Origin of the sequence: Streptomyces sp. NBC_00523, from assembly GCF_036346615.1 — a bacterium.
GTDB lineage: Bacteria > Actinomycetota > Actinomycetes > Streptomycetales > Streptomycetaceae > Streptomyces.
On sequence record NZ_CP107836.1, the window covers coordinates 1,892,664 to 1,906,910 of the forward strand.

Annotated in this window: 12 protein-coding genes; 9 read left to right on the forward strand and 3 right to left on the reverse strand. The window is 74.1% G+C overall.

Annotation, left to right across the window (positions count from 1 at the left end; translation table 11 throughout):
• Positions 1–220: 220 nt before the first annotated feature.
• The 4 genes from OHS17_RS08535 to OHS17_RS08550 all read left to right on the forward strand — a co-directional run bounded on the left by OHS17_RS08535 (position 221) and on the right by OHS17_RS08550 (position 5,855).
• A complete protein-coding gene (locus tag OHS17_RS08535; protein WP_018104445.1) occupies positions 221–751 on the forward strand; it encodes a beta-class carbonic anhydrase in 531 nt (176 codons plus the stop codon).
• 259 nt (positions 752–1,010) lie between these two features.
• Positions 1,011–2,060: an AAA family ATPase gene (locus OHS17_RS08540; protein ID WP_330311670.1), complete on the forward strand. Its 1,050-nt coding sequence runs from the start codon at positions 1,011–1,013 to the stop codon at positions 2,058–2,060.
• Positions 2,060–3,430, forward strand: a complete 1,371-nt coding sequence (locus OHS17_RS08545; protein ID WP_330311671.1) for a DUF58 domain-containing protein — start codon at positions 2,060–2,062, stop codon at positions 3,428–3,430. Before OHS17_RS08540 ends, OHS17_RS08545 begins: the two co-directional genes overlap by 1 nt.
• A gap of 10 nt (positions 3,431–3,440) precedes the next feature.
• Entirely contained in the window at positions 3,441–5,855 is a 2,415-nt protein-coding gene (locus OHS17_RS08550) for a transglutaminase TgpA family protein (protein WP_330311672.1), read from the forward strand.
• A 159-nt stretch (positions 5,856–6,014) separates the two neighbouring features.
• Here OHS17_RS08550 and OHS17_RS08555 read toward each other — a convergent pair whose 3' ends face one another.
• The 3 genes from OHS17_RS08555 to OHS17_RS08565 all read right to left on the reverse strand — a co-directional run bounded on the left by OHS17_RS08555 (position 6,015) and on the right by OHS17_RS08565 (position 8,079).
• Positions 6,015–6,413: a DUF3040 domain-containing protein gene (locus tag OHS17_RS08555; protein WP_018104441.1), complete on the reverse strand. Its 399-nt coding sequence runs from the start codon at positions 6,411–6,413 to the stop codon at positions 6,015–6,017.
• Between the two features lie 282 nt (positions 6,414–6,695).
• Positions 6,696–7,454 carry a class I SAM-dependent methyltransferase gene (locus OHS17_RS08560; RefSeq protein WP_330311673.1) on the reverse strand — a complete coding sequence of 253 codons (759 nt, stop codon included), beginning with the start codon at positions 7,452–7,454 and terminating at the stop codon, positions 6,696–6,698.
• 97 nt (positions 7,455–7,551) lie between these two features.
• Positions 7,552–8,079, reverse strand: a complete 528-nt coding sequence (locus OHS17_RS08565; RefSeq protein WP_330311674.1) for an SAV_6107 family HEPN domain-containing protein — start codon at positions 8,077–8,079, stop codon at positions 7,552–7,554.
• A gap of 166 nt (positions 8,080–8,245) precedes the next feature.
• On the opposite strand from OHS17_RS08565, the gene OHS17_RS08570 reads away from it, so the two are divergent.
• The 5 genes from OHS17_RS08570 (at position 8,246) to OHS17_RS08590 (ending at position 14,240) form a co-directional block, all read left to right on the forward strand.
• On the forward strand, positions 8,246–9,013 hold the full coding sequence (locus tag OHS17_RS08570; RefSeq protein ID WP_330311675.1) for an ATP-binding cassette domain-containing protein: 768 nt from the start codon (positions 8,246–8,248) through the stop codon (positions 9,011–9,013).
• The gene (locus OHS17_RS08575; protein ID WP_330311676.1) at positions 8,985–11,072 is read left to right on the forward strand and encodes a YhgE/Pip domain-containing protein; all 2,088 of its coding nucleotides are present in this window, start codon (positions 8,985–8,987) and stop codon (positions 11,070–11,072) included. The genes OHS17_RS08570 and OHS17_RS08575 overlap by 29 nt, the downstream gene beginning before the upstream one ends.
• A 29-nt stretch (positions 11,073–11,101) precedes the next feature.
• Entirely contained in the window at positions 11,102–11,713 is a 612-nt protein-coding gene (locus OHS17_RS08580) for a TetR/AcrR family transcriptional regulator (protein WP_073864598.1), read from the forward strand.
• Positions 11,714–12,061: 348 nt separating this feature from the next.
• Positions 12,062–12,691: a DUF4126 domain-containing protein gene (locus OHS17_RS08585; RefSeq protein ID WP_330311677.1), complete on the forward strand. Its 630-nt coding sequence runs from the start codon at positions 12,062–12,064 to the stop codon at positions 12,689–12,691.
• A gap of 37 nt (positions 12,692–12,728) precedes the next feature.
• Positions 12,729–14,240 (forward strand): phytoene desaturase family protein, encoded by a 1,512-nt coding sequence (locus OHS17_RS08590; RefSeq protein WP_330311678.1) that lies wholly within the window; start codon positions 12,729–12,731, stop codon positions 14,238–14,240.
• Positions 14,241–14,247: the final 7 nt, after the last annotated feature.

Genomic DNA, 14,247 nt, shown 5'->3' on the forward strand with positions numbered 1-14,247 from the left:
CGAAATGTGCAGGGTGTCGGTAACTTCCCGTCACTTTAGTCCACCCTGCCACTCGATCGATTCCCGATCAATCAACCCGACAGCGCGTCGGCCGTCGCGCGTTCACCCGCACGGGTGGCCGGAGGCGGGCTTGTGGAGTACCTCACAACAAGCACCGTTGACGTTTTTTGTCCGCTTCCCTCTCGCCCGGGGACGGGTGGTGAGGGCTAACGTCTTGACCATGTCGACTTCCGCGCACTCCCCCGCCTCCAGCCCCACCGTCACCGACCGCCTGGTCGAGGCGAACGGCCGTTACGCAGCAGACTTCAAGGACCCCGGCATGGACGCCAAGCCGGTGCTCCAGGTCGCCGTGGTCGCCTGCATGGACGCCCGTCTCGACCTGCACAAGGCCCTCGGCCTCTCGCTGGGCGACTGCCACACCATCCGGAACGCGGGCGGCGTGGTCACCGACGACGTCATCCGGTCGCTGGCGATCAGTCAGCGGGCGCTGGGCACCCGCAGCATCGTCCTGATCCACCACACGGGCTGCGGCATGGAGTCGATCACGGAGGACTTCCGCCAGGAGCTGGAGCACGAGGTCGGCCAGCGGCCGTCCTGGGCCGTCGAGGCGTACACCGACGCCGACCAGGACGTGCGGCAGTCGATGCAGCGGGCCCGCACCTCGCCGTTCCTCAAGCACACCGACGACGTGCGCGGTTTCGTCTTCGACGTGACCACCGGCAAGCTGCGCGAGGTCCTGCCCGCCTCCTGACCGAAGGTCCTGGTGGTCCCGGATCACCACCTTCCAGTGACGAAATCCTCACCCAATCCGACATATCGCCCCCGGTTGTCCACAGGCGAGTGACACGAAGCGGTAACGGCAACAAGAATGCGTGGGAGACACCCCGCCGGACCCCGTCCGGCGCGGTGTCCGCAATTCGGGGTGGGCCGGGCCGCACGAGGGCGCCGGCCCGTTGACTGGGGAATCCCCTGCTCCTGGTGAGCGTGGGGCGGGGCCGAGGAGGGCCGGGGTGACGACCTATGACGATCGAGCGAGCCTCACAGATCTGACCACCACCGTGGATCGGGTGCGCAGGTCGATGGAGGCCGTGATCGAGGGCAAGCCCGAGGTCGTGCGGCTCTCGCTGACCGTGCTGCTCGCGGAGGGGCACCTCCTGATCGAGGACGTCCCGGGCGTGGGCAAGACCATGCTGGCCAAGGCGCTGGCCCGGTCCGTCGACTGCTCGGTGCGGCGCATCCAGTTCACGCCCGACCTGCTGCCCTCGGACATCACCGGTGTGTCCATCTACGACCAGCAGCGCCGGGACTTCGAGTTCAAGCCCGGGGCGATCTTCGCGCAGGTCGTGATCGGCGACGAGATCAACCGCGCCTCCCCGAAGACCCAGTCCGCGCTCCTGGAGTCGATGGAGGAGCGCCAGGTCACCATCGACGGGCACAGCTACGAGCTGCCCGACCCCTTCATGGTCGTGGCGACGCAGAACCCGGTGGAGATGGAGGGCACGTATCCGCTGCCCGAGGCCCAGCGCGACCGGTTCATGGCCCGGGTGTCGATCGGCTATCCCAGCGCGGAGGCCGAGCTCCGGATGCTCGACGTGCACGGCGGCCTCTCGCCGCTCGACGACCTCCAGCCCGTGGCGCACGCGCACGACATCGTGAAGCTGATCGAGACGGTCCGCGCGGTCCACGTCGCCGAGGCCGTCCGCAGATACGCGGTCCAGCTCGTCGCGGCCACCCGCGGCCACCCCGACCTCCGGCTCGGCGCCTCGCCGCGCGCCACGCTGCACCTGCTGCGCGCCGCCAAGGCGTCCGCCGCGCTGGCCGGCCGGGACTACTGCCTGCCGGACGACGTGCAGGCCCTGGCCGTCGCGGTGCTCGCCCACCGGCTGCTGCCCACCGCGCAGGCCCAGCTCAACCGCCGCACCGCGGAGCAGGTGGTGCTGGAGATCCTTCAGCAGACCCCGGTGCCCACGGCCTCCGGCGGGTCCGGCGCCCCTGCCCCCGCGTATCCGGCGGGCCAGGCGTACGGCGGAGGGCAGCAGCCCGGCGCGCGGCGTCCGTGATGGCCGCGTCGGGGCCCGTCGCGATGGACGGCGGCGACGACAAGGGCGGGGTACGGGCCGCGCTCGGCGGCCTGACGACCCGTGGGCGGTCCTTCCTCGCGGCCGGGATCGCGGCGGCGGCCTGCGCCTATGTGCTGGGCCAGGGCGACCTGCTGCGGGTCGGGCTGCTGCTCGCCGTGCTGCCGCTGGTGTCCGTGACGGTGCTCTACCGGACCCGCTACCGGGTCACGGGCACCCGCAGGCTCTCCCCCTCGCGCGTCCCGGCGGGCTCCGAGGCCCGCGTGCACCTGCGCATGGACAACGTCTCGCGGCTGCCCACGGGGCTGCTGATGCTCCAGGACCGGGTGCCGTACGTGCTCGGGCCGCGGCCCCGGTTCGTGCTGGACCGGGTGGAGGCGGGCGGGCGCCGCGAGGTGTCCTACCGGGTCCGGTCCGACCTGCGCGGCCGCTATCCGCTCGGCCCGCTGCAGCTGCGGCTGAGCGACCCCTTCGGCATGTGCGAGCTGACCCGCTCGTTCAGCGCCTACGACACCCTGGTCGTGGTCCCCCGCACCGAACCGCTGCCGCCCGTGCCGCTGGCCGGTGAGTCCTCCGGATACGGCGATGGCCGTCAGCGGTCCCTGGCGCTGGCCGGTGACGACGACGTGATCCCGCGCGGATACCGCTACGGGGACGATCTGCGCCGGGTCCACTGGCGTTCCACCGCGCGCTACGGGGAGCTGATGGTGCGCCGCGAGGAGCAGCCGCAGCGTGCCCGGTGCACGGTTCTGCTGGACACCCGCCGGACCGCTTACCGGGGGGCGGGGCCGGACTCCGCGTTCGAGTGGGCCGTCTCCGGGGCGGCGTCCGCGCTGGTGCACATGCTGGAGCGCGGCTTCGCGGTCCGGCTGCTGACGGATGCGGGGAACGCGGTGCCGGGCGAGGGCGAGGGCGGTTTCGCAGGCGCGACCCAGGCCACCGCGGACGCGGCGGGGCTGATGATGGACACCCTCGCGGAGATCGGGCACTCCGACGGCGGGGGCCTCTCCCGCGCCCATGACGTGCTGCGCGGGGGCGGCGAGGGACTGCTGATCGCCTTCCTCGGCGATCTGGACGAGGAGCAGACGGGGATGGCCGCCCGGATGCGGCAGCGCAGCGGCGGGGCCGTGGCCTTCGTCCTGGACGGCGCCGCCTGGGTGAACGGCGAATCGCCCGCCTCCCGGGAGGCGGCTGAGCGGCGGCTGCGGCTGCTGCGCGAGGCGGGGTGGACGGTGGTGCCGGTGGAGCCGGGCGCGCGGCTGGCCGAGCTGTGGCAGCTGGCGGGCCGGCACAGTGCGTCGGCCGGGTCCGGTGGAGCGGCCGGTCCGGCGGGATTCGGGAGTTGGTCATGAGGGGGCGGTCATGAGCGGTCGGGGCAGGCTGGCGCTGGCCGCCTTCGCGGCGACGCTGATGGCGTCCTGTTCGATGCTGCCGCTGGTGGACCCGGTGAGCTGGATCGTGCAGGCGGCGTTCCTGCTGGCCGTGCAGTGCGGGGTGGGGGCGCTGGGCCGCCGGGTGCCGTTGCCCCGGCTGCTGACGGCAGCCGCCCAGGCGCTGGTCATGGTGGTGCTGCTGACCGTGGCGTTCGCCCGGGAGCAGGCGGTGGCGGGCGTGCTGCCCGGACCGCAGGCCGTGCGGCAGCTCGTGGACCTGCTGACGGCCGGCGGGGACGACGTCGGGCAGTACGCGATCCCGGCACCGGCGACCCCGGGCATCCGGCTGATGCTGGTGGGCGGCGTCCTGCTGGTCGGGCTGCTGGTGGACACGCTGGCGGTGACGTTCCGCAGCGCCGCGCCCGCCGGACTGCCCCTGCTGGCGCTGTACTCGGTGGCCGCCGGGCTGGCGGAGGGCAGTGCGGGCTGGCTGTGGTTCCTCCTGGCCGCCTGCGGCTATCTGCTGCTCCTGCTGGCCGAGGGGCGCGACCGGCTCTCCCAGTGGGGCCGTGTCTTCGCGGGGGCCGCGCGGCCCCGGGGCGCTTCGTCCGCCGGGCTCGACAGCACGGGCGGCGGCCGGGCGCTCGCGCCGGTGCGCACGGGGCGCCGGATCGGTGCGGTGGCCCTCGGGATCGCGCTGGTGGTGCCCGCGGCGCTGCCGGCGCTCGACGGCGGGCTGCTGGGCGGTACGGGCGGCGGGAGCGGCAAGGGGCGCGGGGGCGGCACGATCTCCGCGGTGAACCCGCTGGTCTCGCTCCAGGACAACCTCAACCAGCCGGAGAACCGGCAGGTCATGTCGTACCGCACCAACGCGAGCAGCCCGGGCGACTTCTATCTGCGCATCCTGGCCCTGGACCAGTTCAACGGGAACGAGTGGCGTGCCTCGACGCGCGGGCTCCAGGACGTGCCGAAGCGGCTGCCGGCCCCGGCCGGTCTCTCCTCGTCCGTCGCGGTCGCGGAGATCAGGTCGACCGTCTCGGCGTCGGCCTCCTACAAGCAGACGTATCTGCCGCTGCCGTACCCGGCGTCCGAGGTGCGGGTCGGCGGCCGGTGGCGCTTCGAACCGGAGGGGCGCACCCTCGTCGGTGACGACGGGGAGACCACCGGCGGCGCGCAGTACACGGTGACCAGCCTCGACGTGCAGCCGACGTCCGACCAGCTCGCCCACGCGGGCGCGGTGCCGCCGGAGCTGCTGCGCGAGTACACGCAGGTGCCCGATTCGCTGCCGAAGGTCGTCGCGCGGACGGCCGACGAGGTCACGGAGGGGGCCGCCAACTCCTACGAGCGGGCGGTGAAGCTCCAGGACTACTTCTCCACCGACGGCGGGTTCCGGTACGACACCTCGGTGGACTCCGGTACGGGCAGCGCGGCGATCGCCCGCTTCCTGAAGGACAAGCAGGGCTTCTGCGTCCACTTCTCGTTCACGATGGCGGCGATGGCCCGGACGCTGGGCATCCCGGCCCGGGTCGCGGTGGGCTTCACGCCGGGCAGCGCGCAGGCGGACGGTTCGTACTCGGTCGGTCTGCGCGACGCGCACGCCTGGCCCGAGCTGTACTTCGAGGGGATCGGCTGGACGCGTTTCGAGCCGACGCCGACGCGGGGCTCCGTCCCGGCATACACCCTGCCCGACGCGCCGTCCGGTGACACGGCGGACCCGGCCCGGCCGGAGGCGGACGCCTCGGCGCCGGCCGCGGCCACGCCGTCCGCTTCGGAGAGCTGCCCGGCGCAGATGCGCAGGCAGGGCGAGTGCGGGCAGTCGGCGGCGCCCGGTGCGGCCGCGCCGACGGACCCGGGGACGCCGACGGGGACCGTGCTGGGCGTGGCCGCCGCGGTGGTGCTCGTCCTGGTGCTGCCCCTGCTGCCGATGTTCTGGCGGCTGCGGGCGCGGGCCCGCCGCCTGGGATCCTCGGGCGGCCGCACCCCTGCCGACGCGACCGCGCGGACGCTGGCCGTGTGGCGGGAGGTCACCGACACGGCGTGGGACCACGGCATTCCCCCGGACGAGGCGCTGACCCCGCGCCGGGCCGCCGAGCGGCTGGTGCGTCTGGGCCGGCTGGACACGGAGGCGGCGGAGGCGGTGCACCGGGTCGCGGGAGCGGTGGAGCAGGCGCTCTACGCCCGCGAGCCGCGCCCGGCGTCGGGCCTCGCGGAGGACGCGCAGGCGGTACGGACCGGTCTGGGCCTGTCGTCCGGCCGCCCGGCCCGCCTCCGCGCGCTCCTCGCCCCCCGCTCGTCCGTCCGGGTGGCCTGGGCCCTCTCGAAGCGCCGGGCATCCCTCTCCGCCCGCTTCCGCCTCCCGCCCCGCCCGGCCTGGACCCGCCGCCCGTCCCGCCAGGAGGGCTGAGGGGGTCGCGGGCGGCCCGGGTCTTTCGGGGGGCCGCCGCCCCGGGCCGAACGGTGGTCACCCCGGCCCGGAACGGCCGCCGCGCAGCCGCAACGTCCCGCGCACGCGAAAGGGCGGCCGCTCACATCGCGGCCGCCCTTCAGCTGAAGCGTTCTGTGTCTACTGTCCCTGCTCGTCGCGGCGGCGTTGCCACCGCTGTTCGATCCGGTTCATCACGGACCGGCGCTGGCGGGACTGCCTGCGGTCACCCGCACCACCGGTGCGCACCGACTGCTGTTCGCCCGGCTTGGGCGCCTTGCGCCATCCCGTGACCGCGAGCACCGCGCAGCCCAGCATGACGAGGAAGCCCACCACGCTGATCCAGATCTGCTGAGCGACCATTCCAGCCATGAGGAGCGCGATACCCACCAGAAAGCCAGCGATCGCCTGGTAGACCCGTCGCCGGGTGTACGTACGCAGCCCACTTCCCTCGAGCGCTGTCGCGAACTTGGGATCTTCGGCGTACAGCGCTCGCTCCATTTGCTCGAGCATTCGCTGCTCGTGCTCCGAGAGCGGCACGGAGTCCTCCTCGTCGTCGGCCGCGGGGGGCGGCCGGTATGCGGCCCTTCCAGGATAGGCAGGGAATCGCCCCCGTGAAACCCGCCCTCATTGCCAAACTGCCAGTCCGGGCCGCCACGACGGCTCGGTTGCTGAGTTGATTCCCCAACCTCCGATCCGTCATGCCGGATGGTGTCCCCCGATCATACGGGGCCGGAGCGCCGAACGGGGCGGTCGGTGCGTACTCCGTCTGCCGCTGCGTCGCTGATCAGCCGCGCTCCCGCCGGTAACCCCCCGGGGGGTTCAGCCCCGCTTGGTGCCCAGGACGTGCAGCTGGGTGGCCACGGAGTGGAACGCGGGCAGTTCGGCGGCGGCGGCCTCCAGCCGGAGCAGGGCCTCCATCGCGCCCGGCTCGGTGTCCACCAGGACCCCGGGGACGAGGTCGGCGAAGACCCGGACCCCGTGCACGGCGCCCACCTCGACGTCGGCGGCGGTGACCAGCTCGGCCAGCTGCTCGGCCGTGTACCGGCGGGGCATCGGGTCCCCGTCGCCCCACCGGCCCTCCCGGTCGCCCAGCGCGTGCCGCGCCTCGTTGAAGTGGCCGGCCAGCGCGCGGGCCAGGACGGCGCCGCCGAGCCCGGCGGCCAGCAGGCTGAGCGCCCCGGCCGGACGGAGGGCCTCCACCGCGTGCCGTACGCCCTCGGCGGGGTCGTCCACGTACTCCAGGACGCCGTGGCAGAGCACCGCGTCGTAGCCCCCGCGCTCGACCACGTCGAACAGGCCGAGGATGTCGCCCTGCACCCCGTGCACCCGGTCGGCGACCCCGGCCTCGGCGGCGCGGCGCTCCAGCGCGAAGAGCGCGTTGGGGCTGGGGTCGACCACGGTGACCCGGTGGCCGAGACGGGCGGCGGGCACCGCGAAGTTGCCCGTGCCGCCGCCGGTGTCCAGCACGTCCAGGGCGTCCCGGCCGGTCGCCTTGACCCGGCGGTCGAGGGCGTCCTTCAGGACCTCCCAGACCACGGCGGTACGGAGGGAGGCACGGGGGCGCAGCGGGTCGGACACGGCAGTTGACTCCTCGGCACGGGCCGCCCGGGGGCGGAGCGTGAACAGCGCAGGTAACAGGTACCGCCCACCCTATGGCCTGGCGCCGTCCACGCGGTCACCCCGCGTCGGGCCGCTCCCCGCGCGGCTGGGGCAGCACCGGCTGGAGCACGAGCAGCCGTTCCACGAGGCGCAGGAACATGGCGGCGTCGCGCAGCAGGTCGTCGGCCTGCCGCCGGCTGGCCGCGCCGGGTATGCCCGCCTCGGCACGGGCCCGCCGGGCGGCACCGGAGGCGAAGAGGGCGCTCCACTCGGCGAGCTCGGGGGCCAGCTCCGGAAGGATCTCCCAGGCGCTGCGGATCGGTTCTTTGCGCCGCCGCACGGGCTCGGGGCGGGCCCGTGCGGCCAGGACGGCGGCCGCGGTGCGCAGGGCGGCGAGGTGGGCGGTGGCGTACCGCTCGTTGGGCACGGAGAGGACAGCTGCCTCGTCCAGGCCGGCGCGGGCCTGGGTGAGGAGATCGAGGGCGGCGGGCGGTGCGGTGGTGCGCCGGACGACGGGGTGGACATCGCGGGCCGGGCCGGTCGGTGAGGGAGCAGGGCCGTCTGCGCGGCGTCGCGGGGCGGCGGCTGCGGACGAGTGGGCCATGACAGAACCTCCTGTCTCGGTAACGGCTCTGTGGCCGTCTGTATCCATCGTGACGGCCCCCACTGACAATCGACCCGGACACCCGTCTGACCTGGGCTTTTGCTTCGATCGCGAGTTCGGGCTACTTTTTGGACTGACCAGTCAGTGCAAATGAGGGGTGGGGTGCGTGGAGAGTCCGCACGGGGCGGCCGTCACCGCCGAGGACCTGGGGCTCGAAGGGCCGCGCGGCTGGGCCTTCCGGGGGGTGGGCCTCCGCGCGGAGCCCGGCGCCCTGATCGCCGTCGAGGGCCCGTCCGGCTCCGGGCGTACCTGTCTACTGCTCGCCCTCACCGGCCGTATGCGCCCCACCGAGGGCGAGGCCGCGACCGCCGGCCTCGCCCTGCCGCGCCGGGCCGCCGCCGTCCGCCGCGTCACGGCCCTGGGCCCGGTGCCCGGGGTCAGCGAGCTGGACCCGGCGTTCACGGTCGCCGAGCACCTGCGCGAGCGGGCCCTGCTCCTGCGCCGCTACGACGGCTCCCCGCGCGCCCTGCTGCGCCGCCCCCGTGAGCGGGCCGCCGCCGCCCGGGCCCGGATCGACGCCGCCCTGGAGGCCGCCGGGCTCGACCCCGCCACGCTGCCCAAGGCCGAGCGCACCGCCGTACGTGATCTGGAGCGGACCGAGGCGCTGCGGCTGTCCGTGGCTCTCGCGCTCATGGGCCGGCCCCGGCTGCTCGCGGTGGACGACACCGATCTGAAGCTGTCCGACGCCGAGCGCGCCGAGGTCTGGGAGCTGCTGCGCTCCGTGGCCGCCGCCGGCACCACCGTCCTGGCCGTCTGCAGCGAAGCCCCCGAGGACGCCGTCACCGTACGCACGGGCACCGCCCCGGAAACCACCGAAGCCAGCACCCACGAGGAGGAACCGGCCGATGCGTTCGCCGAGACTGGCCGCGCTTGAGCTGAGGCGCTTCGGCAGGGGGCGGCTGCCGCGCGCCGCCCTCGCCGCGCTCCTGCTGCTCCCCCTGCTCTACGGCGCCCTGTACCTGTGGTCCTTCTGGGACCCGTACGGACGCCTCGACCGCATCCCGGTCGCCCTGGTCAACGACGACAAGGGCGCCACCGCCGACGGCAAGCGCCTCACGGCGGGCGATCAGATCACCGGCAAGCTCCTCGAATCGAAGACCTTCGACTGGCACGAGGTGAGCGCCGAGGAGGCGGACCGGGGCGTCGAGGACGGCACGTACTACCTCTCGCTGCGCATGCCCGCGGACTTCAGCGCGCGCATCGCCTCCAGCGCCGGTGACTCCCCCGAGACCGGCGCGCTCCAGGTGCGGACCAACGACGCGAACAACTACATCGTCGGGCAGATATCCCGGACGGTGTTCTCCGAGGTCCGCACGGCCGCGTCCGCGAACGCCTCGCGCGGGTTCCTCGACCGGATCTTCATCAGCTTCTCCGATCTGCACGACCAGACGGCGAAGGCGGCGAAGGGCGCGGCCGACCTCAGGGACGGGACCGGCAAGGCGAAGAAGGGCTCGAAGGACCTCGCGGACGGGCTGAAGGACGCCAAGAAGGGCAGCAGCAAGCTGTCCGGCGGGATCGTGAAGCTCGACAAGGGCGCGGGCGACCTGGAGACCGGCTCGCGCCAGGTCGCCGACGGCACCCAGCTCCTCGCCGACAAGGTCAACGGTGTCGCCGCCGACGTGCGCCCGTTCCTGAAGGACAACGGGAAGGCCATCGGCGACACCGCCCGGCTGGTCGCCGACACCTCGAAGACCGTACGGGACAATCTGGACCTGCTCGTGAAGGCGGCGCCCACCGCCGCCACCGCCGCGCACACCGCCGCCGACGACCTCACCGAGATCCACCGCACCCGCTGCGAGGAGCAGCCGGTCCCCGACCCCACCGTCTGCCCGCCGCTGAAGCGGGCCGTGACGGCGGCGGACGACGTCGCCGCCGTGGCCGACGACGTGAACGCCCTGGTCAAGAATCAGAACGGGGACCTGAAGAAGCTGCGCACCCAGCTGACCACGCTGGAGAAGCAGGCGAAGGCACTCGCCGCGCGCTCCCCGCACCTGGACGAGGACCTGGAAGCCGCGGTCAAGAAGGTCAACGCGCTGAACACCGGCGCGCACAAGGTCGCCACCGGCGCGGACCGGCTGCACACCGGGCTGGGCACGGCGAAGACCGGCTCGTCCGACCTGGACACGGGCGTCGGCAAGCTCAAGAAGGGCGCCGACAGCCTCGACAAGGGCCTGGTCCGCCTGAAGGACGGGTCCACCACGCTCGCCCAGGGGCTCGGCGACGGCGTCGGCAAGATCCCCGACTACGGGAAGAAGGACCGCGACGCCCGTACGGAGGTCATGGCCGACCCCGTACGACTGGCCTCGCAGTCGCTGCACTCCGCCCCGAACTACGGCACCGGCTTCGCGCCCTACTTCATCCCGCTCTCCCTCTGGGTCGGCGCGATGGTGGCGTACATGCTGATCCAGCCGCTCAGCAGGCGCGCCCTGGCCGCCGGGGCACCGGCCTGGCGGATCGCCCTGGCGGGCTGGCTGCCGGTGGCCGGGATCGGGCTGCTCCAGACGGCCGCGCTGATGTCCGTCCTGCACTGGGGCCCCGGCCTGGACATGGCGCACACCGGCGGGACGCTCGGCTTCCTGGCGCTGGTCACCTGCTGCTTCGCGGCGATCGTGCAGTGGCTGAACGCCTGCTTCGGCGCGGCGGGGCGCATCCTCGTCCTCGCGCTGCTGATGCTCCAGCTGACCTCGGCCGGCGGCACCTACCCCGTACAGACCAGTCCCGGCTTCTTCAACGCGATCCACCCGTACCTGCCGATGAGCTACGTCGTGGAGGGGCTGCGCCGGCTCATCACGGGCGGCGGGCTCGGCCCGGTCTGGCAGGGCTGCGCCGTGCTCGCGGCCTTCACCGCCGGGGCGCTCGCGCTGACCGCCCTGTCGGCCCGCCGCAAGCAGATGTGGACACTGGAGCGGCTGCATCCGGAGCTGAGCCTGTGACCGTGCCGGGACCTGTGAGAATCAGGTCCATGGAAAGCAGTAGCAGCACGCGCCGCCAGGCCACCCGGCAGAGGCTCTACGAAGCGGCCGTCACGCTCATCGCCGAGAAGGGCTTCTCGGCGACCACGGTGGACGAGATCGCCGACCGGGCCGGGGTCGCCAAGGGCACGGTCTACTACAACTTCAAGAGCAAGACCGAGCTCTTCGAGGAGCTGCTGCGCCACGGCGTCGGTCTGCTCACCTCCTCGCTGCGCGCGGCGGCCGAGGAGACCGGCGCCCGCGGCGGCAGCCGGGTCGAGGCGCTGGACGCCATGATCCGGGCCGGTCTGGTCTTCATCGACCGCTACCCGGCCTTCACCCAGCTGTACGTGGCCGAGCTCTGGCGCACCAACCGCGCCTGGCAGTCCACGCTGCTGGTGGTGCGCCGCGAGGCGGTCGCCGTGGTGGAGGGCGTCATCGCGGAGGGCGTGGCGAACGGCGAGCTGAGCGAGGAGATCGACGTGCCGCTGACGGCGGCGGCGCTCGTCGGGATGGTGCTCGTGGCGGCGCTCGACTGGCAGGCGTTCCAGCCGGAGCGCTCGATCGACGACGTGCACTCGGCGCTGTCCCTGCTGCTGCGCGGCCGCGTCAGCGGGCACTGAGGAAGCACCGCACGCACGAAGGCGCCGGTCGCGCGTGGCCCGTCCCCCGAGCCCGCCCGACCGGCGCCTTCCGTGCTGCCGGAGGACCGTCCCCCGTGACCCCGTGTCCCCCGTGGTCCCGAAGTCCTCCGCCGCGCACCCCCGTTCGGAAGGGAGGTGCCGCCCCGCCCCGCCGCCCCGTGCCGGCGGTGGCGGGGCGGCGCCCCTTCCGTGGACACCCACTCTGCCGTTCCGGCAGGTCACGGCCCATCCGTACGGCTACTCATCCCGCGCACTGAGTACGTGTACTCAGAGCCGGGTTTCCCGCGCCCTGCCGGAAGACAAGACCCGCTGGCTACGATCGCCTGCGTGTCGGTACTCCCTCTGGTGTTCACAAGCGGCTGGGCGAGCGGGATCAACGCGTACGCGGTGGTCCTCCTGCTCGGCATATTCGGCGTGACCGGTGTCAGTGACGAGGTGCCCGCCTCGTTGCAGCGCACCGACGTGCTCGTCGTCGTCGCGGTCCTCTTCCTCTGCGAGGTGGTCGCCGACAAGGTCCCCTATGTCGACACCGCGTGGGACGCGGTGCACACGGTCGTCAGGCCGGTGGCGGGCGCGGTGGTCGCGGCCCTGCTGGCCGGCGAGAGCGGTTCGCTCCCGGAGATCGCGGCCGGTGCCATCGGGGGCTCGACCGCCCTGGTGAGCCATCTGGTGAAGGCCGGGACGCGGATGGCGGTCAACACCTCCCCCGAGCCCTTCAGCAACATCGCGCTGAGCGCCGCCGAGGACCTGGGCGTCGCGGGGATCGTCACCTTCGCGATCTTCCATCCGTGGATCGCCGCCACCCTCGCCGGAACGCTCCTGGTCGTGGGGCTCGCGCTCGTGATCTTCCTGGCCTCCCGCATCCGCCGGTTCTGGCGCCGCAGGGCGCAGCGCCGCGCGGAGAAACGCGGGGTGCCGCAGCCCGTCGTCCCCCCTTCCGGCGCTCCCTGGGGCTGACGGCGGGAGTGCCGGCGGCGGCCGTTAAGGTCGCCGCATGGCACGAATTGCGGTGATCGGCGCCGGGATGGGCGCGATGGCGGCGGCGGCCCGGCTGGCCGTGGCAGGCCACCGGGTGACGGTGTACGAGCGGTCGCGGACGTACGGCGGCTCGCTCGGGCAGTACGCCGACGAGGGCTTCACGTTCGACACCGGCCCCGGACTCCTCCACCTCCCCGCGGTCTACCGCGACCTGTTCGTGAAGACCGGCAAGGAGCCGCTGGAGCGGTGCGTCACGCTGAGCCAGGTGGATCCGGCGAGCCGGCACCTCTTCGCGGACGGCACCTCCGTGTCCCTGCCGAACGCCTCGCGTGCCGGGACCGTCGCCGCCCTGGACGCCGCGCTCGGCGGTGGGGCGGGCGCGAAGTGGGGGGCGTTCCTCGACCGGGCCAGGGACGCCTGGGACCGCTCGCGGCGGCCGCTCCTGGAGGAGCCCCTGCGCCCCGACTGGCAGGTGCTGGGCCATGACCCGTATCCGGCCGAGGAGCGCCGGCGGCTGCTGCGCCCGGCGCGGCGGGCCGGGACGGTGGCGGAGGTCGGCGCCTGGGAGCTGGCGGACCCCCGGCTGGCGGCCCTCCTGGACGGATACGCCCTCGGGTACGGCCTGGACCCCTCGCGCGCCCCGGCGGGCGCGGCCCTCCTGCCTTACATGGAGGAGACGTTCGGCACCTGGTACGTGAGCGGCGGCCTGCGCGCGCTGGCCCGGGCGGTGTACGAGCGGTGCCTGGCCCGGAAGGTGGAGTTCGTCTTCGGTGCCGAGGTGGCCCGGGTCGTGGAGAAGGACGGCCGCGCGGCGGGCGTGGAGCTGGCGGACGGGACGGTCGCGGAGGCCGCCCACGTGGTACTCGGCGCCCGGCCGTGGCCCGGCCTGGTGCCGGGTCAGGAGCTGTGGGCCGACGGGGATGTGACGGCCCGTGCGGACGGGGCGGGGGCCAGCGGCCGGTTCGTGGTGATGCTGTCGCTGCGCGGCGGGCGGCCCGCGGACGCCGTGCACCGGACCGTGGTGCACCCGGCGGACGGTGCGGCCGAGCACGAGGCGGTGTTCGGGGGCCGGATCGCCGCGCACCCGACGGTGACCGTGCTGCGCCCCGACGATCCGTCGACCCGCCCCGACGCGGAGCACGAGGCGGTGACGCTGGTGGCGACGGTGGCCCCGCACGGCCCGGTGGACTGGACGGACGAGGCGCTGCGGGCCCGGTTCGAGGAGACGCTGACCGCGGCGGCGGGCGCGGCGGTGCCGGACCTTCGGGAGCGAGTGCTGCGGACGGAGGTGCGGACGCCCGCCGAGACCGCCGCGGACACGGGGGCCGAGGGCGGTGCCGTGCCGCCGCCGTCGCTGGGCGGTGCCGGGGGCGCGTACCTGCACGCCGCCAACCGGACCCGGCTGCCGGGCCTGTTGCTGGCCGGCGGCTGGTCGCATCCGGGCGGCGGACTGGCGCACGCGGGCATGTCCGGGGCGCTGGTCGCGGGGACCGTGGTGGAGGGGGACGGCTTCCGCGGCTCGCAGTGAGCCCGGG

Coding starts and splice junctions, on each gene's coding strand:
- OHS17_RS08535 (WP_018104445.1), top strand. CDS start 221: ATGTCGACTTCCGCGCACTCCCCCGCCTCCAGCCCCACCGTCACCGAC.
- OHS17_RS08545 (WP_330311671.1), top strand. CDS start 2,060: ATGGCCGCGTCGGGGCCCGTCGCGATGGACGGCGGCGACGACAAGGGC.
- OHS17_RS08550 (WP_330311672.1), top strand. CDS start 3,441: ATGAGCGGTCGGGGCAGGCTGGCGCTGGCCGCCTTCGCGGCGACGCTG.
- OHS17_RS08565 (WP_330311674.1), bottom strand. CDS start 8,079: ATGGCCCACTCGTCCGCAGCCGCCGCCCCGCGACGCCGCGCAGACGGC.
- OHS17_RS08575 (WP_330311676.1), top strand. CDS start 8,985: ATGCGTTCGCCGAGACTGGCCGCGCTTGAGCTGAGGCGCTTCGGCAGG.
- OHS17_RS08580 (WP_073864598.1), top strand. CDS start 11,102: ATGGAAAGCAGTAGCAGCACGCGCCGCCAGGCCACCCGGCAGAGGCTC.
- OHS17_RS08590 (WP_330311678.1), top strand. CDS start 12,729: ATGGCACGAATTGCGGTGATCGGCGCCGGGATGGGCGCGATGGCGGCG.